This is a genomic window from Pseudomonas paraglycinae, assembly GCF_021601625.1.
GTDB lineage: Bacteria > Pseudomonadota > Gammaproteobacteria > Pseudomonadales > Pseudomonadaceae > Aquipseudomonas > Aquipseudomonas paraglycinae.
In genome coordinates, this window is record NZ_BQHR01000022.1 from 1 (window position 1) to 24,482 (window position 24,482).

General features: G+C 59.9%; 26 protein-coding genes and 1 pseudogene. 13 read left to right on the forward strand and 14 right to left on the reverse strand.

The features are described 5' to 3' along the window. The first annotated feature begins 827 nt into the window (after positions 1 to 827). From L6D82_RS25310 to L6D82_RS25315, 3 genes and pseudogenes are all read left to right on the forward strand, one after another. Positions 828 to 1,055 (forward strand): hypothetical protein, encoded by a 228-nt coding sequence (locus L6D82_RS25310; protein ID WP_085649354.1) that lies wholly within the window; start codon positions 828 to 830, stop codon positions 1,053 to 1,055. Positions 1,056 to 1,202: 147 nt separating this feature from the next. Beyond that, positions 1,203 to 1,484: pseudogene (locus L6D82_RS28875) on the forward strand (PAS domain-containing protein); the annotation flags it as partial. A gap of 243 nt (positions 1,485 to 1,727) precedes the next feature. Then, a complete protein-coding gene (locus tag L6D82_RS25315) occupies positions 1,728 to 2,789 on the forward strand; it encodes a methyl-accepting chemotaxis protein (protein ID WP_445009173.1) in 1,062 nt (353 codons plus the stop codon). On the opposite strand, the gene L6D82_RS25320 is transcribed toward L6D82_RS25315, so the two are convergent. The 5 genes from L6D82_RS25320 to norR all read right to left on the reverse strand — a co-directional run bounded on the left by L6D82_RS25320 (position 2,786) and on the right by norR (position 7,255). Continuing rightward, positions 2,786 to 3,535 carry a YkgJ family cysteine cluster protein gene (locus L6D82_RS25320; RefSeq protein WP_236191889.1) on the reverse strand — a complete coding sequence of 250 codons (750 nt, stop codon included), beginning with the start codon at positions 3,533 to 3,535 and terminating at the stop codon, positions 2,786 to 2,788. The two genes, L6D82_RS25315 and L6D82_RS25320, sit on opposite strands and share 4 nt — an antisense overlap. An 87-nt stretch (positions 3,536 to 3,622) precedes the next feature. Next, positions 3,623 to 3,940 (reverse strand): hypothetical protein, encoded by a 318-nt coding sequence (locus L6D82_RS25325; RefSeq protein ID WP_007956738.1) that lies wholly within the window; start codon positions 3,938 to 3,940, stop codon positions 3,623 to 3,625. A gap of 62 nt (positions 3,941 to 4,002) precedes the next feature. Beyond that, a complete protein-coding gene (locus L6D82_RS25330; RefSeq protein WP_236191918.1) occupies positions 4,003 to 4,461 on the reverse strand; it encodes a GNAT family N-acetyltransferase in 459 nt (152 codons plus the stop codon). Positions 4,462 to 4,488: 27 nt separating this feature from the next. Continuing rightward, on the reverse strand, positions 4,489 to 5,391 hold the full coding sequence (locus L6D82_RS25335) for a chemotaxis protein CheV (protein WP_011335848.1): 903 nt from the start codon (positions 5,389 to 5,391) through the stop codon (positions 4,489 to 4,491). Between the two features lie 307 nt (positions 5,392 to 5,698). Beyond that, a complete protein-coding gene (norR, locus tag L6D82_RS25340; RefSeq protein WP_102716899.1) occupies positions 5,699 to 7,255 on the reverse strand; it encodes a nitric oxide reductase transcriptional regulator NorR in 1,557 nt (518 codons plus the stop codon). A 163-nt stretch (positions 7,256 to 7,418) separates the two neighbouring features. Here norR and hmpA point away from each other — a divergent pair, with 163 nt between their 5' ends. The 9 genes from hmpA to L6D82_RS25385 all read left to right on the forward strand — a co-directional run bounded on the left by hmpA (position 7,419) and on the right by L6D82_RS25385 (position 16,297). Continuing rightward, positions 7,419 to 8,600, forward strand: coding sequence for an NO-inducible flavohemoprotein (gene hmpA, locus L6D82_RS25345; protein WP_129973665.1), 1,182 nt, complete (start codon positions 7,419 to 7,421; stop codon positions 8,598 to 8,600). A gap of 216 nt (positions 8,601 to 8,816) precedes the next feature. Further along, a complete protein-coding gene (locus tag L6D82_RS25350; RefSeq protein ID WP_096822812.1) occupies positions 8,817 to 9,377 on the forward strand; it encodes an ester cyclase in 561 nt (186 codons plus the stop codon). A 25-nt stretch (positions 9,378 to 9,402) separates the two neighbouring features. Next, positions 9,403 to 9,912, forward strand: a complete 510-nt coding sequence (locus L6D82_RS25355) for a disulfide bond formation protein B (RefSeq protein WP_007956723.1) — start codon at positions 9,403 to 9,405, stop codon at positions 9,910 to 9,912. An 824-nt stretch (positions 9,913 to 10,736) separates the two neighbouring features. Beyond that, on the forward strand, positions 10,737 to 11,678 hold the full coding sequence (gene cyoA, locus L6D82_RS25360) for a ubiquinol oxidase subunit II (protein WP_011335843.1): 942 nt from the start codon (positions 10,737 to 10,739) through the stop codon (positions 11,676 to 11,678). Positions 11,679 to 11,681: 3 nt separating this feature from the next. Further along, complete coding sequence (gene cyoB / locus L6D82_RS25365) at positions 11,682 to 13,712, forward strand: cytochrome o ubiquinol oxidase subunit I (RefSeq protein ID WP_007956721.1); 2,031 nt, start codon at positions 11,682 to 11,684, stop codon at positions 13,710 to 13,712. 3 nt (positions 13,713 to 13,715) lie between these two features. After that, positions 13,716 to 14,342 (forward strand): cytochrome o ubiquinol oxidase subunit III, encoded by a 627-nt coding sequence (locus L6D82_RS25370; protein WP_007956720.1) that lies wholly within the window; start codon positions 13,716 to 13,718, stop codon positions 14,340 to 14,342. After that, positions 14,342 to 14,677: a cytochrome o ubiquinol oxidase subunit IV gene (gene cyoD, locus L6D82_RS25375; RefSeq protein WP_007956718.1), complete on the forward strand. Its 336-nt coding sequence runs from the start codon at positions 14,342 to 14,344 to the stop codon at positions 14,675 to 14,677. The genes L6D82_RS25370 and cyoD overlap by 1 nt, the downstream gene beginning before the upstream one ends. A gap of 10 nt (positions 14,678 to 14,687) precedes the next feature. Continuing rightward, positions 14,688 to 15,575 (forward strand): heme o synthase, encoded by an 888-nt coding sequence (gene cyoE, locus L6D82_RS25380; RefSeq protein WP_236191890.1) that lies wholly within the window; start codon positions 14,688 to 14,690, stop codon positions 15,573 to 15,575. Between the two features lie 230 nt (positions 15,576 to 15,805). After that, positions 15,806 to 16,297: a RidA family protein gene (locus L6D82_RS25385; protein WP_011335841.1), complete on the forward strand. Its 492-nt coding sequence runs from the start codon at positions 15,806 to 15,808 to the stop codon at positions 16,295 to 16,297. A 69-nt stretch (positions 16,298 to 16,366) separates the two neighbouring features. Here L6D82_RS25385 and L6D82_RS25390 read toward each other — a convergent pair whose 3' ends face one another. The 4 genes from L6D82_RS25390 to L6D82_RS25405 form a co-directional block, all read right to left on the reverse strand. Further along, positions 16,367 to 17,071, reverse strand: a complete 705-nt coding sequence (locus L6D82_RS25390; protein WP_102688213.1) for a hypothetical protein — start codon at positions 17,069 to 17,071, stop codon at positions 16,367 to 16,369. Between the two features lie 173 nt (positions 17,072 to 17,244). Further along, on the reverse strand, positions 17,245 to 17,769 hold the full coding sequence (locus tag L6D82_RS25395) for a hypothetical protein (RefSeq protein WP_236191891.1): 525 nt from the start codon (positions 17,767 to 17,769) through the stop codon (positions 17,245 to 17,247). Positions 17,770 to 17,833: 64 nt separating this feature from the next. After that, positions 17,834 to 18,238 carry a GNAT family N-acetyltransferase gene (locus L6D82_RS25400; RefSeq protein ID WP_236191892.1) on the reverse strand — a complete coding sequence of 135 codons (405 nt, stop codon included), beginning with the start codon at positions 18,236 to 18,238 and terminating at the stop codon, positions 17,834 to 17,836. A 45-nt stretch (positions 18,239 to 18,283) separates the two neighbouring features. Continuing rightward, positions 18,284 to 19,189: a LysR family transcriptional regulator gene (locus L6D82_RS25405; RefSeq protein WP_007956710.1), complete on the reverse strand. Its 906-nt coding sequence runs from the start codon at positions 19,187 to 19,189 to the stop codon at positions 18,284 to 18,286. Positions 19,190 to 19,291: 102 nt separating this feature from the next. On the opposite strand from L6D82_RS25405, the gene L6D82_RS25410 reads away from it, so the two are divergent. Then, entirely contained in the window at positions 19,292 to 20,479 is a 1,188-nt protein-coding gene (locus tag L6D82_RS25410) for an aspartate aminotransferase family protein (RefSeq protein WP_236191893.1), read from the forward strand. Here L6D82_RS25410 and L6D82_RS25415 read toward each other — a convergent pair. The 5 genes from L6D82_RS25415 to L6D82_RS25435 all read right to left on the reverse strand — a co-directional run bounded on the left by L6D82_RS25415 (position 20,473) and on the right by L6D82_RS25435 (position 24,400). Further along, positions 20,473 to 20,727, reverse strand: a complete 255-nt coding sequence (locus tag L6D82_RS25415; RefSeq protein ID WP_236191919.1) for a Txe/YoeB family addiction module toxin — start codon at positions 20,725 to 20,727, stop codon at positions 20,473 to 20,475. The two genes, L6D82_RS25410 and L6D82_RS25415, sit on opposite strands and share 7 nt — an antisense overlap. Beyond that, on the reverse strand, positions 20,724 to 20,978 hold the full coding sequence (locus L6D82_RS25420) for a type II toxin-antitoxin system prevent-host-death family antitoxin (protein ID WP_236191894.1): 255 nt from the start codon (positions 20,976 to 20,978) through the stop codon (positions 20,724 to 20,726). Before L6D82_RS25420 ends, L6D82_RS25415 begins: the two co-directional genes overlap by 4 nt. A gap of 197 nt (positions 20,979 to 21,175) precedes the next feature. Continuing rightward, entirely contained in the window at positions 21,176 to 23,095 is a 1,920-nt protein-coding gene (locus L6D82_RS25425; RefSeq protein WP_236191895.1) for an alkaline phosphatase D family protein, read from the reverse strand. 71 nt (positions 23,096 to 23,166) lie between these two features. Then, positions 23,167 to 23,913, reverse strand: a complete 747-nt coding sequence (locus L6D82_RS25430; protein ID WP_236191896.1) for a hypothetical protein — start codon at positions 23,911 to 23,913, stop codon at positions 23,167 to 23,169. 133 nt (positions 23,914 to 24,046) lie between these two features. Then, positions 24,047 to 24,400 carry a hypothetical protein gene (locus L6D82_RS25435; protein ID WP_085745329.1) on the reverse strand — a complete coding sequence of 118 codons (354 nt, stop codon included), beginning with the start codon at positions 24,398 to 24,400 and terminating at the stop codon, positions 24,047 to 24,049. Between the last annotated feature and the right edge of the window lie 82 nt (positions 24,401 to 24,482).

Here is a 24,482-nt window from a genome sequence, read left to right on the forward strand (position 1 = left end):
CAGGGCCCCGGCTGGGACGGCGGTCAGCAGGATAGCGAGCAGGGCTTTTTTCTTCTGGGTTTGCATGCTTGTGGGGCGGCAGGGGGACGGGGTTTGGGCAGGTTTTGTCTTTATAAACTTGTTTGGGGGTCAGGAGGGTGACGGCTAACTGACGGCGCTGTCAGTTTCGGCTTTTGACTTGGCGGCCTTTGGGCCGGCCATGCTTTGGGTGTTCTTTGTAAATATCCGTTTCTTCGGGTGTTGCGGATGGCGGTTCCGCTCTTACAGCGGCTCACTTTTTCAAACGCCAAAAAGTAAGCAAAAGGCTTGGCCCCTGCGTTCGGCGCCTCGCTGTGGCTCGGCGTTCCTTCGTTCCGGGATTCATCCGGGGGCATCGCCTACGGTTTGCTTCGCTGCACCTCCTCTCGATGTGTTTGGCTCCGCCAAACGGCGCTACGCGCCCACCCCCGGATAAATCCCTCCACTCAGCCTTCCGATGGGGCCGGCACGTCAAAAGCCTTACTCGAGCTAACGCTCATTGTGTTGAGTGGTGGGAAGCGAGAGGCGAGAAGCGACTGCTTACTGCTTGATCGTTCCCACGCTCCGCGTGGGAATGCAGCCAGGGACGCTCCGCGTTCCATTTTCGGATGTTTGGAAATGTGTGGGGTGTACCGTTTGTTGTTGCAGTGCTTTTGGGTTGGTTGGGGGAACTGATCCGTTAGTCGACCCGTTCGTAAAAGCCACCGGTCGTACTCTTTTTGGGACTCTTTAAACTCCGCTCACGCAGGTATACTGCGCGCTTTCGCGGCTCGTCCACCGGGCCGGTCTTTTTGCTTCGCGGAGCTTTCATGACTTCCCCAATCGACAACGCTGTGAGCGATGTCCCGGCAGAGCTGGCTGAGGCCGGCGATACCAAGCCGACCATTCCTGCGTTCAAGTTCCCGTTCAAGCCAGGTGAGCTGGCGGCTGCCAAAGCGGCGAAGCAGCCGCAGTTCAAGGGCAAAGACGGTGATCGTCACGCCAAGATTCCGGGTGTGGCGCCTTCGGGTACTCGCCGTTCGATGGGCAAGCGCTGATTCCATCCCGCCTCGGCCGTCGCTGTGATTTTCGGTCACAGTGATGGCTAATTGCTCAGTTCCTGAGCCAGATCAACGTTTAACCAGTGAGTGCGCTTAGAGTCAGCAGCCCTGCCGACTCTTTCCAATAAAACGAGCGCGCTTTTCATGAAGATCAATCTCCCGGTGACCGGGCGCAATGTCGATGTTGCGCCGGATGCGAACATTCTCTCGACCACCGATCTGACCAGCGCGATCACCTACGCCAACGACGATTTCATCAGGATCAGCGGTTACAGCCGCGACGAGCTGCTGGGTGCGCCGCACAATTTGCTGCGTCATCCGGACATGCCGGCGCAGGCGTTTGCCCATATGTGGCAGACGCTCAAGCGCGGGCGGTCGTGGATGGGGCTGGTGAAGAATCGTTGCAAGAACGGTGATCACTACTGGGTCAGTGCCTATGTCACGCCGGTCACGCAGAACGGTGCGGCGGTGGAGTATCAGTCGGTGCGTACACGGCCGGATGCGCGGCAGATGGCGGCGGCGGAGCGGGCGTATGCGCAGTTGCGCGAGGGGCGGGCGGTGCGTTGGCAGCGACTGCCGGCGCTGAGTTTGCGGGCGAAGATCGTGGCGTTGACCAGTTCGGTGCTGGTGGTGGTGCTGGGGATTGAAGCCTGGCTGCGGCCGGAGTCCATGGGTATCGAAGCCGCTGCGCTGGTGGCCGGCAGTGGTGCGTGTGCGTTGGGCGTGGGTTGGTTGTTGCGGCCGCTGGAGCGTTTGACCGAGCGTGCGCGGCTGATTGCTGACAACCCTTTGAGTCAGGGCATTTATACCGGGCGGCGGGATCAGTTCGGGCAGATCGAGTTTGCGTTGCAGATGCTCGAAGCCCAGGTCGGTGCGGTGGTGGGGCGGATCGGTGATGCCTCGCAGCGACTGGCCGGGCATGCGGCGCAGCTTGTGGATCATTTGCACAGCAGTCATACCAGTACGTTGGCGCAGCAGGCGGAAACCGATCAGGTGGCGGCGGCGATTCATCAGATGGCGGCCAGTGTGGCCGAGGTCGCCAGCCATGCGCAGCAGGCGTCGGTGGCGGCGGATATGGCCGGGACGGAAACCCGTGAGGGGCATTTGCTGGTCGGCGAGAGTCGCAGTGCGGTGTTGCGGCTGGCCGAGGAGTTGGGGCGGGCGACCGAGGTGATTCATCAACTCGAAGGCTACAGCAGCGAAATTTCCGGGGTGCTGGAGGTGATTCGTAGCATCGCCGAGCAGACCAATCTGCTGGCGCTCAACGCGGCGATCGAAGCGGCCCGGGCCGGGGATGCCGGGCGCGGGTTTGCGGTGGTGGCCGATGAGGTGCGGGGTCTGGCTCAGCGCACTCAGCAGTCGACCAACGAGATTCAAAGGATGATCAGCACCCTGCAAAACGGCGCGCGGGATGCGGTGCTGGTGATGCAGCAGAGCAGCGAGCATGTGGATAACAGCGTCGAACAGGCGCAGCGTGCGGCCCGGGCACTGGACGGGATCAGCGGGCGGGTCGAGCAGATCACCGAGATGAGTCTGCAGATTGCGGCAGCGGTCGAAGAACAGAGCGCGGTGAGCGAGGACATCAACCGCAACATCGTCAGTATTCGCACGGCGTGCGAGCTGACGGTGGATGAGGGGCGCCAGAGCCAGCTCAACTCACAGGATGTGGCGGGGCTGGCGGGGGATTTGCGTTCGCTGGCGCGGGAGTTCTGGCGGCGGCAGGGCGCTTAGGCCGCGCGCAGTGAAATAAACGCGTAGGTCTGTGGCGGCTCGGACACCACTTGTGCCCCGGCCGCCCGTACTTGCCCGGCGATGTCGTCGCCGGAGACATGGAACAGCCATTCGCTGGAAGCTTCGCTCAATGGCTGCGCCGTGACCTGATCGATCACCGAGGCAAACGCGCCCATGTCCGGCAAGTAAGCGGTAAAGCCGTCGCCCTTGAGCGCTGTGGTGCGGATGCCGAGCAAGCCGCAGATCGCATCCTTGATCCGGATGTCGTCGCGATCCGCCTGACGGGAGCGCTGGATCAGCGTCACCAGTTCCTGATCCACCAGTTCACCCCCGACGATCAGTTGCGGCCCTTGCTCCCAGGACTCCGGCGGACAGTCCTTGGCGGCAGGGTTGAGCGGGATGTGCGGATTGATTTCGGCGGGATAGATGCGGCACACCAACGGTCGGCGCTCGTAGATGCGGCACAGCTTGTCTTCGTCAAGATTCCGGCATGGGCCAACGTTGTAGGCCGCGAAAGTGATCGCCACATGGGCGTCGGACATTCCGCTGCGCACCACCGCCGAACGCCGTTGCGCATGTTCGCGCTGCTGTTCCGGCAGGCCCAGGCCGTTGGCAAGAAACGCCTCCACCAGCACGATCACCTGACCGCCGTCGGCCGCCCACATGCGAGCTTCGGCCAAGGTCAGGGGCACGTGGTGATCGGTGCAGCATTTGCCGCAGCCTACGCAGGAAAAGGTCGTATTCATTGAGCGGGCAATCTTCAATCAGGGTGTGAATCGGCGACGTAAAGCCGCCGTACAGGACCGGAGTGAAGCAAGTTGTGCGCCATTCGCTCAGGGTTTGGCGGTCGGGCGGATCGAGTCCCATTCGGTGACGAACGCGGTTTTCGACTTTTTGTTGTACAGGCACAGCTCCGTGCCTTGCTGGCCCTTCATGTGTTTTTGCGGGTACTGGCCTTGCAGCAACAGCGCCGTGTAGCCGACACGGTCATCGAATTGCGCGGCGTTGCCGACCGGTTTGGCGTTTTTCAGGCCGCTGGCCTTGGTGCAGCTGGCGAGCACGGTTTTGTCGTAGGCCGCCCAGGCATCGGGGCTGGAGGCGTGGGCCAACGGGGCAATGAGGCAAAGCACGGAGAGGGCGAGGCGTTTCATGGTTCGGGCATCCTTGGAGGTTTGATCGCCAAGGTTGGAACATGCCGCAGGATTTTAGTTTGTCAGTCCGGCACCATTTCCCGGCGAACCACATACATTCCAGACATTTCGTACAAGCGCTGCGCTCGCCGGTTGTCTTCCAGCACCTTCAGGTCGACAAATCCTTCGCGTCGATCCTGAAACGCCTTGAATGCATGAAGCAGCAAAGCCCGACCCAATCCACGTCCTTGGGCGCGAGGATGCACCACCAGGTTCTTGATGTAGGAACTGGTCCAGCATTGCGCCACGCCGATGACGCCGTCGGCATCGCTGGCGATGAAACACAGTGCCGGATCGTATTCCGGATCGTTCTCGAACTGCTTTTGCCACACGTCCAGCGCCGGCACCCGGCCACCGCCTTCGCGGTAGCCGATCTGCATCAGTTCATGCACGGCGGATGCGTGTTCGGCGCTGTAGGTCGTGAGTTCGATGCCGTTCGGCCATTCGATGGCGGGCACATCCTGGCTCAGGTCGCGCCGCATCAGGAAGCAGAACGTCTCGCTCAAGACTCAGTGACCCTGAGCAGCGACATGCTTGGCCGCTTCGATCAGGCAGTGGGTCAGCTCTGGTGAGGAGAACTTGGTCAGCACGCCGTTGGCGCCGGCGAGGCGGGCCTTTTCGCTGTTCATCGCGCTGTCCAGCGAGGTGTGCAGCAACACGTAGAGGTGGGCGAAGTCCGGGGTTTCGCGCAGGGTACGAGTGAAGGCGTAGCCGTCCATCTCGGACATTTCGATGTCGGAGACGATCAGGTTGATCTGCTGCGCCGTGCCTTGCAGGTCCAGCAGGCAGTCGATGGCTTCCTTGGCGCTGCGCGCAGTGTGGCATTGCAGGCCGAGGTTGCGCAGGGTGTGCACCGATTGCTGCAGCGCCACCTGACTGTCGTCGACCACCAGAATCCGCGCGTTGCCCAGCACTTCGGCGTCTTCCATGCTCAGCTCGGTCGGGGCCATTTCGATCTGCGCCGGGGCGATGCCGTGGATGACTTTTTCGATGTCCAGCACCTGCACCAGCGTGCCGTCCACCGAGGTTACGCCGGTGATGTAGGCGCGTGAACCGCCGGAACCGAACGGCGGAGGTTTGATGTCGGTGGTCAGGCAATGCACGATCTTGCTCACTGCCTGCACGTGCAGGCCCTGTTTCGAACGGCTGACGTCGGTGACGATCAGGCAGCCGCCGTTCGGGTCTTCCAGCGGCCGCTCGCCGATGGCGCGGCTCAGGTCGATCACCGACAGTGAAGCGCCGCGCAGGGTGGCGATGCCTTTGACGTGCGGGTGCGACTCCGGCAGCTTGGTCAGCGGCGGGCAGGGGATGATTTCACTGACCTTCAGCAGGTTGATCGCCATCAGCTTGCCGCTGCGCAAGGTAAACAGCAGAAGCGAAAGTGAATCTGCGCGGGCTTTGTTGGAAGACATAAAAACCTTCTGTGGAAAAAGGTGATGGGCGAGAGTGGAAATCGCCAGAAACTATTGATGCCGGGTTATCGGCGTCAAAAGGTTGGGCTTTAGGTTAGTTGTCGGGTGGCTTTGAGATCCAGAGCCCCTCACCCCAGCCCTCTCCCGGAGGGAGAGGGGGCCGACCGAGGTGTCTGGCGTTGTACATCGACCTGAATGACCGAGTCGATCTGGATTCAGTAAAGATCGTTCACGTCGGCGGATTTCTGCAATATCCCCCAATCAGTCCCCTCTCCCTCAGGGAGAGGGCTAGGGTGAGGGTGTGCTTTTAGCCTTTCATCCCCAACCGCTTGGCCATCCGCGCCAGATTCGCCCGGTCCAGCCCCAGTTCACGCGCGGCACTGGCCCAGTTGTCCTGATTGCGCTCAAGCGCCGCGCTGATCAACTGCCGCTGATACTGCTCGGTGGCGGTGCGCAGGTCACCGCTGATCAATGGCAGGGCGGCAGTCGCTTCGGACGGCACCGACGAGTTATCCACAACCTCGCGCGGCAGATCGAGGTCCATCGCGCTCAGGCTGAGAATCTTCGGTCGCACCTTGCAGTTGCCCAGCGCCTTCAGCGCGCTGCGTCCGATCAAGTGCTCCAGTTCCCGCACGTTGCCCGGCCAGGTGTAAGCCAGCAGCGCCTCCTGGGCGTCGCTGTTCAGGCGCAGGCTGTTGAGGCCCATGCGCGAGCGGTTCTGTTCCAGGAAATAACCGCTGAGCAACAACACATCGCGGCCCCGGTCACGCAGCGCCGGCACCCGCAACGGGTAGACGCTGAGGCGATGGTAGAAGTCGGCGCGGTAGCGGCCGCTGCGCACTTCTTCAGCCAGGTCGCGGTTGGTCGCGGCGATCAGGCGCACATCGACCTGGTGTTCCTTGTCCGAACCCAGACGTTGTAACTGGCCGCTCTGCAAAACCCGCAACAGCTTGGCCTGGACGGTCAGCGACAACTCGCCGACTTCATCCAGAAACAGTGTGCCGCCGTTGGCCAGTTCGAACTTGCCGCGCCGGTCGCTGGTGGCGCCGGTGAAGGCGCCGCGCACGTGGCCGAACAGTTCGCTTTCCACCAAGGTGTCCGGCAGCGCCGCGCAGTTGAGGCTGATGATCGGTTTGTCGGCGCGCTTGGAGGCTGCGTGAATGGCCTGGGCCACCAGTTCCTTGCCGACCCCGGTTTCCCCAGTGATCAGCACGGTCAGGTCGCTGCCGCCGACCAGATTGATTTCTTCCACCAGCCGTTTGTGGGCCTTGCTCTGGCCGATCATTTCACGGTTTTGCTGACCGCTGGCCTGACGATAAACCTCGGCGCGCTGGTGTTCGTCTTCAGCGCGAATTGCCAGACGCTCGATGCGTTCAGCGGCATTCACAGTGGCCGATGCGAGGCTGGCGAAGGCTTGCAGGGCGTCGAGCTCGATCGGTTCGAAACGCTCGGGATCGAGGGCGTCGAGAGTAATCAGGCCCCAAAGCTTTTCATCGACGAACAACGGACAGCCGAGGCAGTCGTGAACTTCAAGATGATCGTCGAGGCCGTCGACCAGTCCGTCGTAAGGATCGGGCAAGTCGCTGTCGGCGGCGAAACGCGTTGGCCCTTCGCCGGCCAGCAGCACTTCGAAGCGCGGGTGTTCGCTGACCTTGAAGCGTCGACCAAGAGTGTCGGTGCTCAAGCCATCCACCGCCAGCGGCACCAGCCATTCACCGTCAAGGCGCAACAGTGCGGCGGCATCGCAGGGCAGCAGGGCGCGCATGGCTTCGAGCAGGCGTCGATAGCGCTCGCCTTCGGGCAGTTCGCGGGACAGGTCGGAGACCAGTGGGAGCAGGGCGGTGAGCAATGATTTGGCGGACATAAGCTTGTAGTCAAAGAGACACGTTGTAGTCGAAGCGACTATAGAGGCACTTGTGTCGATCTGACTACATAATTTTCAAGCTATTGATTTGTATAGAAAAAATAGTTGGCACGAATACTGGAATGGATAAGGCACTTTTAGAGAAAGCTCAGGAGTCACCCTTATGCTTAGCGTCCAGGATCGTGCCATCGTCAAATCCACTGTGCCTCTGCTGGAAAGCGGCGGCGAAGCGCTGATCACCCATTTCTACCGCATGATGCTCTCCGAGTACCCGGAAGTCCGCCCGCTGTTCAACCAGGCCCACCAGGCCAGCGGTGACCAGCCCCGCGCCCTGGCCAACGGCGTGTTGATGTACGCCCGCCACATCGATCAACTCGACCAGTTGGGCGATCTGGTGGCAAAGATCATCAACAAGCACGTGGCCCTGCAGATCCTGCCGGAACACTACCCGATCGTCGGCACCTGCCTGTTGCGCGCCATCTCCGAAGTACTCGGCGAAGAAATCGCCACGCCGGAAGTGATGAACGCCTGGGGCGCAGCCTACGGTCAGTTGGCCGAGATCCTGATCGGCGCCGAAACCGCCATTTATGACCAGAAAGAGCAAGCCGTCGGCGGCTGGCGCGGGGCGCGGGAGTTCATCGTCGCGGCCAAGGTCGAGGAGAGCGCGGAAATCATTTCGTTCTACTTCGAGCCTGCGGACAAGGGCCCGATTCTCGCAGCCGAGCCAGGCCAGTACATCGGCATGAAGCTGATCCTCGACGGCGAAGAAATCCGCCGCAATTACTCGCTGTCGGCACTGGCCAACAAAGGTCAGTACCGCATCAGCGTCAAACGCGAACCGGGCGGCCGTGCCTCCAATTACCTGCACGATCAACTGCATGTCGGCGCCAGCATCCAGCTGTTCCCGCCATCGGGGGAGTTCACCCTGACGGCCAGCGACAAACCGTTGGTGCTGATCAGCGGCGGCGTCGGCATCACTCCGACTTTGGCGATGCTGGAAGCGGCGCTGGAAACCGAGCGTCCGGTGTACTTCATCCACAGTGCGCGCAACGGCAGCGTGCACGCGTTCCGTGACTGGATCGACGGGCTGGCCGCGCGTCATCCGCAGCTCAAGCGCTTCTATTGCTACGCCGAAGATGATGGTGTGAGCCCGGCGGCGGACAAGGTCGGGTTGTTGAGCGAGGAGCAACTGGGCGAGTGGCTGCCGGCGGAGCGTGATGTGGACGCTTACTTCCTCGGGCCGAAAGGCTTCATGGGGGCGATCAAGCGTCACCTGAAGGCGCTGGGTGTGCCTGAGAAGCAGAGCCGGTATGAGTTCTTCGGGCCGGCTGCTGCTCTGGAATAATCCAGGACCGAGTCGCCTCTATCGCGGGCAAGCCCGCTCCCACAGGATTTGAGTTCGACACGGCCCTTGTGGGAGCTGGCTTGCCAGCGATTGGCCGTTACACGGCCCTGATTCTTAAATTCTGTTTAAAGGTTAATCGTTTCTTAACCGGTTTATCGTTTATTCCCCGATGCTGATGATAGGCGCTCGTTCGTTTACATGATCAGGATCGCCCCCATGTCGCACTTCGCCTCTTCCCGTCGTTTCAGCCTGGCCACTTTGGGCCTGTCGGTTGCCTTGCTGTCCAGTCCGTTCGCGTTCGCCGAATCCGCGTTGATCCAGCCACAGACCCTGATCGTCGATCAGAGCCTGCCCAAGGCCCAGCGAGATGCAATGGAACTGGCGGCGCGGCGTTACGGCAGTTTCTGGAACACGGGTGAAGAGGCGTTGGCCACCGCCGCCCTGTCGCCGCAGTTCGTCGACAAGACCCCGCCGGAAGGCCGGGTGCAGGGGCCGACCGGGCCGCTGCTGGCGTCGAAGTTCTTTCGCACGGCGGTGCCGGACTTGAGTTGCGAGATCGAGCAAATGATCGTCGCCGGGGATCGCGTGGTGGTGCATCTGCACTTTCGCGGGCATTTCACCGGCACGTTCAAGGCTCTCAAAGGGCAGGGCCAGCGTGTAGACTTCCGGGCAACCGATATCTATCAGATCGACAACGGTCGCATCGCGGCCAATTGGCATATCGAAGACAACATCAGCCTGATGGCGCAACTGCAAGCGCAGCCGCCGGCCAGCTGAACCATGGACATGAAAGGGAAACGCGATGAGCGAGGAAACGATTCGATTGGGACGTGAGCGGCGCTATCTGGTGTTGCTGGGCATCATCTGCCTGGCGCTGATCGGCGGCGCGCTGTACATGCAGATCGTGCTGGGCGAGGCGCCGTGCCCGCTGTGCATCCTGCAGCGTTATGCGTTGCTGCTGATCGCGCTGTTCGCGTTCATCGGCGCGGCCATGCGCACCCGACGCAGCATCACGGTGTTCGAGGTGCTGGTGGTGATTTGTGCCATCGCCGGCGCCGGTGTCGCCGGGCATCACGTGTACACCCAGTTCTATCCGGCGGTGAGCTGCGGCATCGATGTGTTGCAACCGATCGTCGATGACCTGCCGCTGGCAAAGATCTTCCCGCTGGGCTTCCAGGTCGACGGTTTCTGCTCGACGCCGTACCCGCCGATCCTCGGCCTGTCGCTGGCGCAATGGGCACTCGTGGCCTTCGTGCTGGTGGTGATCCTGGTGCCGCTGCTGACCTCGCGTAACCGAAAAGCGTTGCGCTGAATCAACTTTTCGGCGCGTGCGCCGATAAACCAAACGCCTCGATTTGCGGTGACGCAGATCGAGGCGTTTTGCATTTCAGGGTCTGTGTGAAAACACCGTGACGAACGGCAAGGAAGGGTGCGACAGGTGTGCGACATGTTGTCACACAGGCCGTGTCGCAGCTCGTTTCACAGGCCCGGATTGGAGTGCTGTTACAAAAAAGGATTGGTCTGTTTCAGCGTTTTTCGGTTTTTGCACGCGTGTGCCGGATCAGGCAGTTTTAACAGACTCCGGCAGATGGCCAAAAGCCTTGGCATATCGGGCTTTGCGCGGATCGCGCCGTGGGAAAAAGCCCTCGGAGCTGTCTGAACTGAGGCCGATAGACCTACATTTTTTGGTGTTTTTGTTGAGAATCGATTTCGATAACATGCGGAACTTTTGCAAAAACGGTGATGGATTGTTGCTCGGAGCGATAAAAATTATTTCGGGATAAGACATGGTGTATAGGGCGCTACCTATCTACAATCGCCCGCACTGAATTCCCGGCACTGTTCAGCCTTTATTAAGGAGGCGAGCAGGAAGTCGGGTGTCGAGCAGCCGAGAGGCTTGCGAGACACCCAGGTGTCGGTGCCTTCCAACTTTCCGCACCAAATGGAATTGGTCTGTAACAAGGCCTTTGACCACGAATTCGAATAAGAACTGACCGCTGTCCCAGGTTTTGTCGAGCGTCTGACGCGCGACGGGCGGCCCTTATTCAATCCAAAGAAAATGCCAACCCTTGGCAGGGTGAAGTGTTGGCGATCAAAACCCAACTGCATTGCGCAAGCTGCTTTAGAGGTCGTGAGATGAGTAAAAACAGGTACCCCAGATTACTAGGCCTAGTGCCGCTGCTCGGCACGTTGTTGCTGGGAGGCTGCAACATGACCTTGCTCAATCCAACGGGCCAGGTCGGCCTGGAACAGCGCAACCTGATCATCACCGCCACGCTGCTGATGCTGTTGGTCGTTGTGCCGGTCATCGTCATGACCTTCCTGTTCGCCTGGAAGTACCGCGCCTCGAACAAGAACGCCGTCTACACCCCGAAATGGTCGCACTCGACCAAGATCGAAGTGGCAGTCTGGACCATCCCGGTCCTGATCATCATTGCCCTGGGTTACATCACCTACAAGTCGACCCACTCGCTGGATCCGTATCGTCCGATCGAATCCGACGTCAAGCCTGTGACCATCGAAGTGGTCGCGCTGGACTGGAAGTGGCTGTTCATCTATCCGGAACAAGGCATCGCCACGGTCAACAAGATCGTGTTCCCGGCGCACACCCCGGTTAACTTCCGGATCACTTCGGACGCGGTGATGAACTCGTTCTTCATCCCGGGCCTGGGCGGCCAGATCTACGCGATGGCGGGCATGACCACCAAGCTGCACCTGATCGCTGACCGCAACGCTGAAATGGACGGTATCTCCGCCAACTACAGCGGCGCTGGTTTCACCGGTATGAAATTCAAAGCGATCGCAACTTCTCAGGAAGATTTCGACGCCTGGGTAAGTGAAGTCAAAAAGGCACCTAAACAGCTTGAAGCCGCTGAATACGCAGCCCTTGCCAAGCCAAGCCAGAACAATCCAGTCGAGCTCTACTCCTCGGTCACGCCGAACCTGTTCCAGACCATCGTCGACAAGTACGAAGGCATGAAACCGGGCAAGCCGCTGAAGCACGAGAAGAAAGAGAAAGAAGTGGCGGCAACGGATATGGACTCGAATTCGCATTCAGCTGCCGGGGCAGAGGAGTAAACGATGTTTGGTAAATTAAGTTGGGAAGCGATCCCTTTCCACGAGCCGATCGTGATGGTCACCATCTCGATGATCGCGCTCGGTGGTCTGGCGTTGTTCGCTGCAATCACCTACTTCAAGAAGTGGACTTACCTGTGGACCGAGTGGCTGACGTCGGTCGACCACAAGAAAATCGGCGTGATGTACATCATCGTCGCCATGGTCATGCTGCTGCGCGGTTTTGCCGACGCCATCATGATGCGTACCCAGCTGGCCATGGCCACCGAGGGTTCGCCTGGCTACCTGCCACCTGAACACTATGACCAGATCTTCACCGCTCACGGTGTGATCATGATCATCTTCATGGCGATGCCATTCTTCACCGGCCTGATGAACCTTGCAGTGCCGCTGCAGATCGGCGCGCGTGACGTTGCGTTCCCGTTCCTGAACTCCCTGAGCTTCTGGCTGCTGGTATCCGGCGTCGTGCTGATCAACCTGTCCCTGGGCGTCGGCGAATTCGCCAAGACCGGCTGGGTTGCCTATCCACCGCTGTCGGGTCTGCAATACAGCCCTGGCGTGGGGATGGACTACTACATCTGGGCGCTACAGCTATCGGGTCTGGGTACAACGTTAACGGGGGTCAACTTCCTCGCGACCGTGCTGAAAATGCGTACCCCAGGCATGAAACTGATGGACATGCCGATCTTCACCTGGACCTGCACCTGGGCAAACGTTCTGATCGTGGCTTCGTTCCCGATCCTGACCGCTACCCTGGCACTGCTGACCCTTGACCGTTACATGGATTTCCACATTTTCACCAATGAACTTGGTGGCAATCCAATGATGTACGTCAACCTGTTCTGGGCATGGGGCCACCCTGAGGTTTACATCCTGATCCTGCCGGCGTTCGGCATTTTCTCGGAAGTCATCTCGGCCTTCACCGGCAAGAAACTGTTCGGCCACCACTCGATGATCTACGCCTCGGGCGCGATCTCGGTACTGGGCTTCATGGTTTGGCTGCACCACTTCTTCACCATGGGTTCGGGTGCCAGCGTCAACGCCTTCTTCGGTCTGGCGACGATGCTGATTTCCATCCCGACGGGTGTGAAACTGTTCAACTGGCTGTTCACCATCTACCAGGGCCGTCTGCGCTTCACCAGCCAGGTTCTGTGGACCCTGGGCTTCATGGTGACCTTCGCCATCGGCGGCATGACCGGCGTACTGCTGGCCATCCCGGGTGCTGACTTCGTTCTGCACAACAGCCTGTTCGTGATCGCTCACTTCCACAACGTGATCATCGGCGGCGCGGTATTCGGCTACATCGCAGGCTTCGGCTTCTACTTCCCGAAAGCGTTCGGCTTCAAGCTGCACGAAGGCTGGGGTAAAGCAGCGTTCTGGTTCTGGATCTCGGGCTTCTTCGTCGCGTTCATGCCGCTCTACGCTCTGGGCTTCATGGGCATGACCCGTCGTCTGAACGCCACCACCAACCCTGAGTGGGTACCGTACCTGTACGTTGCCATGTTCGGTGCGGTGATGATTGCTGTGGGTATCGCCTGCCAGCTGATCCAGCTGTACGTGTCGGTGCGTGACCGCAACAAGCCGGAAAACATGTGCGAACACGGTGACCCGTGGAATGCCCATACCCTGGAATGGTCGACCTCGTCGCCACCTCCGTTCTACAACTTCGCTGTACTGCCAAAAGCAGACTGCATCGATCCGTTCACCGAGGCCAAGGAAAACGGTACTGCGTACAAGGCTCCGGCCAAGTACGAACCGATCCACATGCCGAACAACACCGCCACTGGCGTGGTGATGGGCGCACTGCTGACCGTGTTCGGTTTCGCGATGATCTGGCACATCTGGTGGTTGGCGATCGCCAGCCTGGCCGGCACTGTCATCTACTTCGTGATTCACGCAGCACGTGACGATCAGGGCTACATGGTGCCGGTTGAAACAATCGAGCGCATCGAAGCCGAGCAGCACAAGCGTCTGGTAGCGGCCGGGAAGATCCCTGCTTCCGCAACCCGTGTTGAAACCAAGTTGGAACAGGCTTAAACAATGTCGAACTTAGTGACCAATGCTGGACACGCCCATGGTCATGACCATGGGCACGATGACCATCACCACGACTCGGGCGAGATGACCGTATACGGTTTCTGGCTCTACCTGATGACCGACTGCATTCTGTTTGCGTCGATCTTCGCGGTGTACGCGGTACTGGTAAACAACGTCGCCGGTGGCCCGTCGGGCCACGACATCTTCGAACTGCCATACGTGCTGGGCGAAACCGCTCTGCTGTTGTTCAGTTCGATCACCTACGGCTTCGCCATGCTGGCGTTGTACAAAGGTAAGAAGCAGCAGGTTCTGGGCTGGTTGTTCATGACCTTCCTGCTCGGCGCAGGCTTCATCGCCATGGAGATCAACGAGTTCCACCTGCTGATCTCCGAGGGCTTCGGTCCTAGCCGTTCGGGCTTCCTGTCGGCGTTCTTCACGCTGGTCGGTACCCACGGTCTGCACGTGTCTGCCGGTCTGATCTGGATGGGCATCATGATGTACCAGGTCAACAAGCACGGCCTGACGGCGACCAACAAGACCCGTCTGAGCTGCCTGAGCCTGTTCTGGCACTTCCTGGACGTGGTGTGGATCTGCGTATTCACCGTTGTTTACCTGATGGGGACCCTGTAATGGCTAATGCACACTCCCATGACAGCCATGATGCTGGCCACGGCAGCGTAAAGTCGTACGCCATTGGCTTCATCCTGTCGGTAATCCTGACCGTCATCCCGTTCGGCCTGGTGATGTTCCCGACCCTGCCGAAGTCGACGACGCTGGCAATCGTCCTGCTGTTCGCCGTGATCCAGGTGATCGTTCACCTGTATTACTTCCTGCACCTGGACCGTTCCATCGCTCAACGTAACAACGTGATTGCGTTCGTCTTTACGGCCATCGTGATCGTGCTGCTGGTCGGTCTGTCGCTGTGGATCATGTTCAGCATCCACACCTACATGATGGCGAAGTGAGGTAAACCCGATGTCGCTCAAGCACTTTATCCAAATCACCAAACCGGGGATCATTTTCGGTAACGTGCTTTCTGTGGCAGGCGGGTTCTTCCTGGCCTCGAAAGGGCATGTCGATCTGGCCGTGTTTCTGGCAGCCATGATCGGCACTTCCCTGGTTGTGGCCTCCGGTTGCGTGTTCAACAACTGCATCGACCGCGACATCGACCTGAAGATGGAACGCACCAAGAACCGGGTGCTGGTCCAGGGCTTGATCTCCCTGAAACTGGCCCTGGTCTATGCGACCGTCCTGGGTGTCGCCGGCGTTGCGTTGCTGTACAAGGTGGCCAACCCGTTGGCTGCCCTGTTCGCCGTGATCGGCTTCATCATCTACGTCGGCTTCTACAGCCTGTACCTCAAGCGCAAGTCGGTTCACGGCACGCTGGTGGGCAGTCTGTCGGGTGCCATGCCGCCGGTGATCGGTTACGTGGCCGTGACCAACAGCTTCGACATGGCCGCGCTGACCCTGCTGGTGATGTTCAGCCTGTGGCAGATGCCGCATTCCTACGCCATCGCGATCTTCCGCTTCAACGATTACCTGGCCGCATCGATTCCGGTGCTGCCAGTGAAGCGCGGGATCCAGGTGGCCAAGAAGCACATCCTGATCTACATCCTGGCCTTCCTCGTGGCGACCTTGATGCTGACCTTCAGCGGTTACGCCGGCATGAGCTACCTCGCCGTCGCCGCGGCCATGGGCATGTACTGGCTGTACATGGCCTGGGCCGGCTACAAGGCGGTGGATGACACGGTCTGGGCACGCAAGCTGTTCGTGTTCTCGATCTTCACCATCACCGCGTTGAGCGTCATGATGTCCCTGGACTTCAAGGTGCCGACCGAGCTGCTGCTGACGTACGCGCCGTAAGGTTCGAACGTTGTACGAGAAACCCCGTTCATCGAGAGATGAGCGGGGTTTTTTGTTGCTCGGTTGATGGAGAAACGACGTCCTTTGTCGCGAACAGACTCTCTCCCAAAAGGGTGGCGTAATCAGCCATTCCCCCGAAACGACTAGCTAGAAATCGACAGGTTGCGGTCGGTAGGCAAAAGTCCTAGATTCGGATCCAACTACATGCATCGATCTAGAGGCTGGGCGAAATGACTGAGAGGATGACCTGCGACGAGCGATTCATTGCCCTGGCAAAAGAGCTGAACTACGACATCAATGGCGAGAACACGGTGGGTGGCAATTACGCGCCGTTGATCCGTCATCGCGATGAGATCTACATCAGCGGCATGGTGCCGCGCACCGAGGGCAAGATTCAGTATCCGGGGCGGGTGGGGCAGGAGTTGACGCTCAAGGATGCGCAGGCCGCGGCGAGTATCAGCGCGATGCGGTGTCTGGCCTTTATCGTCGATGCAGTCGGTTCGCTGGACAAGGTCCGGTCGTTGTTGCGGGTCACGGTGTACGTGAAGTCCACGCCGGATTTCGTCGACCTCAGCGAAGTCGCCAACGGTGCATCGGACGTATTCAGTTATGTGTTGGGCGATGTCGGGCGCCATACCCGCACCACCGTCGGTGTCTATCAGTTGCCGAAAAACGCAGCCATCGAAGTCGACATGATTGCCGCCGTGCACCCATCGGCATAACCGCCAATCTGCGGACAACAAAAAGCCCCGCCTGAAGTTCAGAGCGGGGCTTTTTCGTCAGCGCCGGTATTACTGGGCGGCGATGCTGTAACCGTCGAACGCGGTCTGCTGTTGCAGCGCGGTGATGATGTTCTTGCGGTTGATCGCGTGCTCGGTGCCGGCGTTGTCGACGAAGGTTTCGCCTTCGATTTCCGCATCGTCGCCTTCACCGACGAAGGTGAAGCCGAGGAATTCCAGTGCCTCGCGATCTACGCTCAGGCGCGAGCGCGGTGTGCGCATTGGCAGGGTCACGCTGATGCCGTCCTTGCTGATGCTGAACACTTCAACGTCTTTCTTGGCGCGTGCGGCCTTGCTCTTGCCGCCGCTCGGGTTGCTGATCGCCTGGTGGGTCTGGTTCAGAACCTTGAGGGCCAGGCCATAGACGATTTCCTGGAACGCCGGATCGTCCTTGAAGCTGGACAGGATGCGGCTGATCGGGAATTTGCTGCTCAGATCTTCGAGGGCGGCGATGTCGGCGGCTTCGGCGTCCTTCAGGCGCTTGAGTTCGCCCATCAGCTCATAGGCCTGGTCGTCATCGAAGCGGTCGTGGGCCTGACGGATCGCGGCGCGCAGTTCGCGGATCTGATCGCTTTCGCGGCTCGACTGGAACGCGTCCAGCACCATCTCGCTGATGATCTTCGCCTGTGGGATGTGTTGTGAAAGATTGATGGAGTTTTCGTATTCCGCTTTGGACGACAGAGTGACTACGGATTCAGCGGTGTTGAAATCGGACATTGAAATTTCACTACTTTTTTAACTTGAGATGAGACGAGAAAGCGCTGGGGGCTTTTTCAGGCCGACTAATTTAGGGGAGCGCGGCAGCGTTGTCACGGAGCAAGGGGCCGGTGGTGCCGATTATTTATCCGGATGATTTGTGTTGAGCGACCTGGCACCGCGAGCGCTGTGCCTTATTCATTGGCGACGACATTCCTCGGCAACCGCTCGGACGCCAGAGCACGCAGTGTCCAGTAGAGCTTCAACGAGCGGGTGCTGATCAGGCCGCACAAGAACCCCGAAATAATCGACTTGAGCAACAGCAGGTCCGGGGACGCGAAACGCTCCGGATGCACGTCATGCTGATAATTGAAGTAGTAGTTCGCAGAAAAGAACATCAGGTACATGATCAGGATTTTTGCCGTGCCCGGCATGATCAGGCCTGTCGCGGAGTCGTCGAGCACCACGCCCCGGCGGGAGAATACCAGCCAAGCCGACAGGCTGCCCAGCAACAGCGCGGCGAACCAGGTGCTGAAAAACACGCCCGGGTTGATCGTCAGGTTCAGTGAGTACAGCGACCATGCCAAAAACGCCGGGGGCGTTATCAGCATCGAGACACGACTCTCGCGTCGGGGAGAAAACGACTTGATGCCGAAATAAACCACCAGCAGAAAAATCAGGTAAACCCGTATCGGAGTGTTTTGCAGAATCGTGAGCATTGCGCAGCATCCATGCTGGAAAAGGAGGAGGGTGGAGCATAGTCGGGGTCACAGTAACCGTCGGCTATTTCAGCCGCAAACGCTCCATCGCGATCACCGACGTTTCAAACCCCAGGCTGGCAAAAAACGCTTCAGCACCTTCGCGCCCGGCACGCAGAACCCATGTAATGTCGGTGTTATCGCCTATCACATGTTCGACCAGCGCCCGCCCGATTCCCGCGCGCCGGTGTTGCCCGTCGACCACGACCATCGACAGGTAACCGTTGGACAAACCATCGGTGATGGCACGGGCGAAACCGACAACCTGCTGGCCGCTCAATGCAACGGCAGTGCGTTGGGAGTTCTGGATGAGTTGTGCGAAATGTTCGGCGGTGCCGGTGCGATGACCCCAGCCGTGCCGCCCCAGAAACTGCCTTGCGGCCTCGACTTCCGTCGGCAGGAGGTCGCGTATTGAAATGTCCTTGTTCATTCGTTGATCCCGTCCCTGGTGTGTTTCCAACAGTAGTCGCGTTGCTTACGGTCTGCCCCACATCTGCATGGCGAACTCGACGAAGCGACGCAGTTTCGGCAGCCGGTAGCGATCCGGCGCGTAGAGCAGGTGCATCGGGCGGTTCGGCGGCTGGTAGTCCGGCATCACAACCACCAGTCTGCCATCGCGCAGGTCCTGTTCCACCAGCGCGTCCGGCAGCATCACGATGCCCATGCCGGTGCGCGCGGCCTGATGCAGGCCGGCGGAGCTGTTGATCAGCATCGGGCCTTTGACGTCGACCATGATTTCTCCGTCCGGGCCGCTAAGGCGCCACTGTTTTTCCACCGATTGCCAGTCGTCACCGGCAGGGTAGGCGAACGACAGGCAGTCGTGCTGGCGCAGTTCCTCAGGCGTGAGCGGCATGCCGCGTCGGGCCACGTATTCCGGGGAGGCGCAGACGGTCAGGGTGTAGTCGATCAGCGGGCGGGCGATCAGGTTGGACTGGTCGAAGTGGCCCAGTCGGAAGGCCACGTCGAGACCGCTTTCCAGCAAATCCGGACGGCGGTTGGTCAGGATCACGTCGAGTTTGACCTGCGGACATTGCAGGGAAAACTCACTGAGCGCCGGGGCCAGACGTTCAACGCCAAAGGTCAGCGGCGCAGTAACCCGCAGAATGCCGCGCGGTTCATCAAGCGTCTGCTCGGCGAGGCGTTCGGAGTCGGCGACCAGACCTAACACCTCCAGGCAGCGCTGATAGTAGACGCTGCCGAACTCGGTCAGCCGCTGGCGGCGGGTGGTGCGTTGCAACAGTTGCACGCCGAGCCGTTGCTCCAGCGCCCGCAGGTGATTGCCCACCATGGTCGTGGACATTTCGCACTGCAGCGCGGCCGCCGTCATGCTGCCGGACTCCACCACCTTGACGTACACGCTCATCGACTGGAACAAATCCATTATCAAGCCCGGCTTTTAAATGATTGAAGTTTTGCCGAGTTTATCCAGTTCAGGTGGATAACCATACTGCCAGCACCTCTCACCTCGCTGGAGTTTGCCGACATGACCGCCGCCCTGATGAACACCTATCAACCGCTGGACTTGAGCTTCATCAAAGGCCTGGGCACCCGACTCTGGGATCAGGCGGGCCGGGAATATCTGGACGCAGTGGCAGGCGTGGCGGTGACCAATGTCGGTCACTCGCACCCGCGCATCGTGTCGGCGATCAGCGAGCAGGCGGGATTGCTGCTGCACACCTCCAATCTCTACAGCATCGACTGGCAACAATCGCTGGCGCAGAAGCTGACGCGGCTGGCGGGGATGGAGCGGGCGTTTTTCAACAACTCCGGTGCCGAGGCCAACGAAACCGCGCTGAAACTGGCGCGCCTGTACTGCTGGCGCAAAGGTATCGAACAGCCGCTGGTGGTGGTGATGGCCAACGCATTTCATGGCCGTACCCTCGGCACCTTGTCCGCCAGCGATGGCCCGGCGGTGCGCCTGGGCTTCAATGACTTGCCGGGGGATTTCGTCAAAGTGCCGTTTGGCGATCTTCAGGCGCTGGAACAGGTGCAGCGCAAACATGGCCAGCGGATCGTGGCGATTCTGGTGGAGCCGATCCAGGGTGAAAGCGGCGTGCAACTCGCGCCGCCCGGCTACCTCAAGGCCCTGCGTGAATTGTGCGATCGCCACGCCTGGCTGCTGATGCTCGACGAAATCCAGACCGGCATCGGCCGCACCGGCCGCTGGTTTGCGTTCCAGCACGAAGGCATCGTTCCCGACGTCATGACCCTCGCCAAGGGACTGGGCAACGGCGTGCCTATCGGCGCCTGCCTGGCACGGGGCCGGGCGGCCGATCTGTTCACCCCCGGCAGCCATGGCAGCACTTTCGGCGGCAATCCACTGGCGTGCCGGGTGGGTTGCACCGTGCTCGAGATCATTGAGGAACAAGGCCTGCTGGAAAATGCCAGGGTCCAAGGCGAGCGCCTGCTGACCCGCTTGCGTGCAGAGCTGACGGACAATCCGAATGTGCTGGCGATTCGCGGGCAAGGGCTGATGATCGGCATCGAACTCAAACAGCCGATCCGCGACCTGACACTGATTGCCGCGCGGGATCATGGACTGCTGATCAACGTCACTCGCGGCAAGACGATCCGGCTGCTGCCGCCGCTGACGATTGATGAGCGGGAGGTGGGGATGATTGTCAGAGGAGTTGGCCGTTCCCTGAGCCTTGTCTCATCCCCCGGTCAGTAGTGAAATCTGCAAGTTATGAGGCAGATTTCGCCGTCTACGATTGCATAGACCAGGCGATGCTCGGCAGTTATCCGCCGTGACCAGAAGCCGCTCATGTTGTGCTTGAGCGGCTCCGGTTTACCCAAGCCTTCAAAGGGTTGGCGCTGGATCGCTTTGATCAGAAGATTGATTCGTTTGAGACCGGCCTTATCGTTTTGTTGAAACCATAAGTAGTCTTCCCAGCCCGTTGGCGTGAACTGGATTTTTATTCTTCGAACAGCTGCCTGACTTTGGCTTTTCCAGCGCGCATTTCGCCAATCGATTTGATCAAGCGCTCGGCATTGGCCGGAGAACGCAGCAGATAAGCCGTTTCTTCCAGCGCGTTGTATTCGGCCAGAGACATCATGACTACAGGCTCGCCTTTTTGACGGGTTACCAACAATGGGGCGCAGTCTTCATTCACGCGTTCCATGGTTTCAGCCAAGTGCGCACGAGCTGTGGTGTAGTCGATAGTGTCCATCTCACACCTCGCTTGATACAAAGAACGTTCAGAAATGAGTACAGGGCGACAAGGCGATTCCTACCCGTGGTTGTGCCACAGACGGGCTGCCTGCGGTGTGCTGAGTATCACCGAAGTCTCATCGAGACGTTTCTGGGTCTTCTGTAAGCTGATTCCGACGAGCCTGCCATCCCTCTCACTCTCTACGTGAGATTTTTCTAATCAGGGTAGTCCGACAAATCCGGTGCCAGCATCCGGGTCTTCGGTGCGCCGTTCGCGTTGTGCTGGATGATGTCGTTCGGCTGCCCCTGTTGATTGAAAAACACCTGACCAATCCCCGCCGAATTCCACAGCCGTTCACCCGCTTCGGCGTGTTCCGGCACGTACGGGACGATGCGCATGCGGCGGCGTTTGGTGAGCCAGTTGAGGGGCGAACGCGGTGAGTAGAGCCAGCGATTTAGGCGGTCGAACCATTCCAGCAGGGTGGGCGGGAACTCGTTTTTGATGCCGCTGCTGGTGATCTGCCAGATGCGCGGGCCGGCCTTGCGGTGTCGGATCAGGACTTCGTAGACGAAGGAATAATGCACGTCGCCTGACAGCACCACGTAGCTGCCCGGTGTACGCGAGTGTCGGAAAATGTTCAGGATCACTTGGGCTGCGCCGCGATGGGCCATCCAGTTTTCTGCGTCCACCAGCAGTGGATAACCGCACCAGCTGAATACTCGCTGCACGGTTTCGATCAGCTTCACACCGAAGATCGGTGCCGGCGAAACGATGATCGCCGAAGGGTGGTCGAGCAGTTCCTGCTGCAGTTCGCTCAAGGCTTCCCAGTCCAGCAGGCCCGACGGTTGCTTGAGCGCCATTTCGCTGCGCCAGCGTCGGGTGCGAGTGTCGAGCACCACCAGCGCCGGGCTGGTCGGCAATACGAAATGCCATTGCTGAAAGCGCAGCAAATCCTCAATCAATTCGTCCTGCGCGGGAGCGTCGAGATAGCGGTCGTCACCGCTGGCGCTCAGGCCTCGGGTTTTCTCCAGTACTGCGCTGAATGCATCCGGATTGTTGCCCCAGCCCTGACACAACATGTAGGCGATCAGCGCGTTGCCGATGATGCGTTTGGAGAACGGGTGGCCGTAGGCCGTTTCCTCCCATTGCGCGGACAGGTTCCAGTCATCGGTGATGTCATGGTCGTCGAAAATCATGAGGCTCGGCAGATGCGCCAGTGCCCGGGCCACCTGGCCGAGGCCGGCCTTGAACTCGTCGATGCGGGTCTGTTCGAGGGCATAGCGCTTGAGGCGTTCCGGCGTCAGTGCCGGCGGCTGCGGATTGACCAGTGTCCAGGGCGTTGGCGACCACACCAGCAAATACATGGCCATGACTTCGGCGAACGTCACAAGGTGATTGTCGGCGCTGCTGCTGGTAAAAATCGGCTTGCGCGCACCGCCGAAGAAGCGCTCGCGCAATGTCTCGTTGCTTTCGAGTGCCGGCAGCAGATCTGCACGATGGTAGTAGCTGGCCGGGTGTTCGTAGAGTTTGGCGCTGTCGCTGACCACCGCGCCTTCGAGGTGCTCACCGAACAGACCGAGGCGATCGATCAGGGCATGAATCGCCCGCAACATCGGACCGGCAACATCGTCGGCGTAAACCTGATCGCCGCTCATCATCAACAGGGCGGGACGTTGCTGCGGATCGGTTTCGGCGGCCAGCAACCGATCAACGCAGAGCAGACCGTCGGTGGCCGGATGATGAGGCTTGCGGCAGGAACCGTGGAGCAACTGGTCGATGCGCGAACGCAGGACGAAGTTCGGGCTGGTGGCGTTGTCGTAGAGCAGGTGTGGCGCCCAATCGGCGATCGGTTGCTGGCCATCGATCAACAGGTCGTAGTCGATGCGGGTGTCGCAGGGCAGGGCCGTCTCGAGGGGGACATCGATCAGGTGAACAAATGCCCGGTTGCCTACCGGAATGACCGCGCATTTCCCGGCATCCAGTGGAATGTCTCCTACGCCTTGCAGGCGCAAGGTCAACGACAGCTCGCGGCTGCCGACCAGCCAAAACACTAAGCGTGTCGGTTCCAGTCGGCGCAGCAGTGGCCCGGCCAGAACAGCAGGCAACGGGCTCAGGTCATCAGGTGTCGGAGGCATCGGGGGAAAAGCTCAAGGCGCACAGGCCGGCGATGATAGCGCAGCCGGCGCCTCGAACCCTTAAACCAGGCTTAAGAGCCCGCTTTTTCCAGCTTCAGCGCCAACAGGCGCCATTCGGCAGGTGTCGCGTCGACTCTCGGCTGTTCCTGTACGGAGCAGTCGAAGCGGTACGTCACGTCGTCTCCATTCATGTTCCGCGCGGTGACGGTGTTGCTGAAGGTGTAGACCTGATCCTTGAAGCGTTGCGGCGTCAGGCTTTTGCTGTCGGCAAACCGGGCAGACGCGGGGAAGCGCAAGGTGCTGGTCACGAACGGGCTGCACATGACATACGCGAGCATCGACTTGTCGCCCTGCGCGTCGGCGCGCAATTTTTTGCTCAGCACTCTCAGGGCCTTACGCCCCTCATCGTCACTCTGGTCGATCACGGTTTGCACCGACATCGTCTTCGGCGCGCGACTGGCGTAATTCGGCAGCAACGCGGAGTCCGCTGGAGAGGGCGTGTTGTCCGGCTCGATAGCGGCGAACACCGGCGCGTCTTTCAGTGAAGCAGGGCTTGCAACCGCCTCGGCTTCCGGCAGCAGCGAGGTCGGCTCGGCTTCCCGCTGTGCCACGACGTTTTCAGTCTGCGCGGCGTCGTAGCGATGCGCCGACGGGAACAATGAAAAAGTGATCGCCAGCACCACCATCGAAACAATGAAACCGCCCGCGACACCGACCAGGTTGGCGTAAAACAGATTCCAGCTGCCGCGGTTTTTCACTACCCAGCGCCACATGAAACCCCAGGCCGCGACAAATGCCAGAAAACGCAGAAACTCCATTCGATCCTTTCCTTAAACCTGCTGAAGCCGGATATCAGCGCCGTTCCGATAACGAGCACTGAAAGATGGGCGGCAAGATATCAAAATAGATTTCTGGCGCCACAAGAACCTTCACACGCCGTGTCGATACAGATCACTTGAGCGCAAAAAACGCCAGAGCGGTAATGCCGGCCACTGTGCCGCAAAGGCCTGCCAGCAGCTGCCGCGCAATCAGGGGCTCGACTTGCGAGCGTCGGGCGACCAGCATCCATACGCCGACCAGCGCCGCGGCGGTCGTCATCATTTCCAGCAATGTGGTCGTCAGACCGGTTACGTGCGGACGGCTCGACCCGAACAGACCGATGTAGAACTCCGAGACCACCAGACCTACCAGCATGCCGCTGGCAGCGCCCAGCAGGTTGGCGAGGAACAGGTTCCAGGTGCCACGATGTTTGACCACCCACACCCACATGGTCACCCAGGCTAAAAGACAAAACGCTGCATCCATCGCACCCCTCCTTTTGAATCAGTTTCGTCAGGCCCATGGCTCCCGGGCCGACACTGGACGGCAAGATAGCAAAATAGTAGCT

Coding starts and splice junctions, on each gene's coding strand:
- L6D82_RS25400 (WP_236191892.1), bottom strand. CDS start 18,238: ATGAACAAGGACATTTCAATACGCGACCTCCTGCCGACGGAAGTCGAG.
- L6D82_RS25330 (WP_236191918.1), bottom strand. CDS start 4,461: ATGCGGCGCGACCTGAGCCAGGATGTGCCCGCCATCGAATGGCCGAAC.
- L6D82_RS25370 (WP_007956720.1), top strand. CDS start 13,716: ATGTCGAACTTAGTGACCAATGCTGGACACGCCCATGGTCATGACCAT.
- L6D82_RS25335 (WP_011335848.1), bottom strand. CDS start 5,391: ATGTCTTCCAACAAAGCCCGCGCAGATTCACTTTCGCTTCTGCTGTTT.
- cyoB (WP_007956721.1), top strand. CDS start 11,682: ATGTTTGGTAAATTAAGTTGGGAAGCGATCCCTTTCCACGAGCCGATC.
- L6D82_RS25425 (WP_236191895.1), bottom strand. CDS start 23,095: ATGCCTCCGACACCTGATGACCTGAGCCCGTTGCCTGCTGTTCTGGCC.
- L6D82_RS25395 (WP_236191891.1), bottom strand. CDS start 17,769: ATGCTCACGATTCTGCAAAACACTCCGATACGGGTTTACCTGATTTTT.
- L6D82_RS25390 (WP_102688213.1), bottom strand. CDS start 17,071: ATGTCCGATTTCAACACCGCTGAATCCGTAGTCACTCTGTCGTCCAAA.
- cyoD (WP_007956718.1), top strand. CDS start 14,342: ATGGCTAATGCACACTCCCATGACAGCCATGATGCTGGCCACGGCAGC.
- L6D82_RS25325 (WP_007956738.1), bottom strand. CDS start 3,940: ATGAAACGCCTCGCCCTCTCCGTGCTTTGCCTCATTGCCCCGTTGGCC.
- L6D82_RS25430 (WP_236191896.1), bottom strand. CDS start 23,913: ATGGAGTTTCTGCGTTTTCTGGCATTTGTCGCGGCCTGGGGTTTCATG.
- L6D82_RS25410 (WP_236191893.1), top strand. CDS start 19,292: ATGACCGCCGCCCTGATGAACACCTATCAACCGCTGGACTTGAGCTTC.
- L6D82_RS25420 (WP_236191894.1), bottom strand. CDS start 20,978: ATGGACACTATCGACTACACCACAGCTCGTGCGCACTTGGCTGAAACC.
- hmpA (WP_129973665.1), top strand. CDS start 7,419: ATGCTTAGCGTCCAGGATCGTGCCATCGTCAAATCCACTGTGCCTCTG.
- L6D82_RS25355 (WP_007956723.1), top strand. CDS start 9,403: ATGAGCGAGGAAACGATTCGATTGGGACGTGAGCGGCGCTATCTGGTG.
- norR (WP_102716899.1), bottom strand. CDS start 7,255: ATGTCCGCCAAATCATTGCTCACCGCCCTGCTCCCACTGGTCTCCGAC.
- L6D82_RS25310 (WP_085649354.1), top strand. CDS start 828: ATGACTTCCCCAATCGACAACGCTGTGAGCGATGTCCCGGCAGAGCTG.
- cyoE (WP_236191890.1), top strand. CDS start 14,688: ATGTCGCTCAAGCACTTTATCCAAATCACCAAACCGGGGATCATTTTC.
- L6D82_RS25385 (WP_011335841.1), top strand. CDS start 15,806: ATGACTGAGAGGATGACCTGCGACGAGCGATTCATTGCCCTGGCAAAA.
- L6D82_RS25320 (WP_236191889.1), bottom strand. CDS start 3,535: ATGAATACGACCTTTTCCTGCGTAGGCTGCGGCAAATGCTGCACCGAT.
- cyoA (WP_011335843.1), top strand. CDS start 10,737: ATGAGTAAAAACAGGTACCCCAGATTACTAGGCCTAGTGCCGCTGCTC.
- L6D82_RS25350 (WP_096822812.1), top strand. CDS start 8,817: ATGTCGCACTTCGCCTCTTCCCGTCGTTTCAGCCTGGCCACTTTGGGC.
- L6D82_RS25405 (WP_007956710.1), bottom strand. CDS start 19,189: ATGGATTTGTTCCAGTCGATGAGCGTGTACGTCAAGGTGGTGGAGTCC.
- L6D82_RS25315 (WP_445009173.1), top strand. CDS start 1,728: ATGGGTATCGAAGCCGCTGCGCTGGTGGCCGGCAGTGGTGCGTGTGCG.
- L6D82_RS25435 (WP_085745329.1), bottom strand. CDS start 24,400: ATGGATGCAGCGTTTTGTCTTTTAGCCTGGGTGACCATGTGGGTGTGG.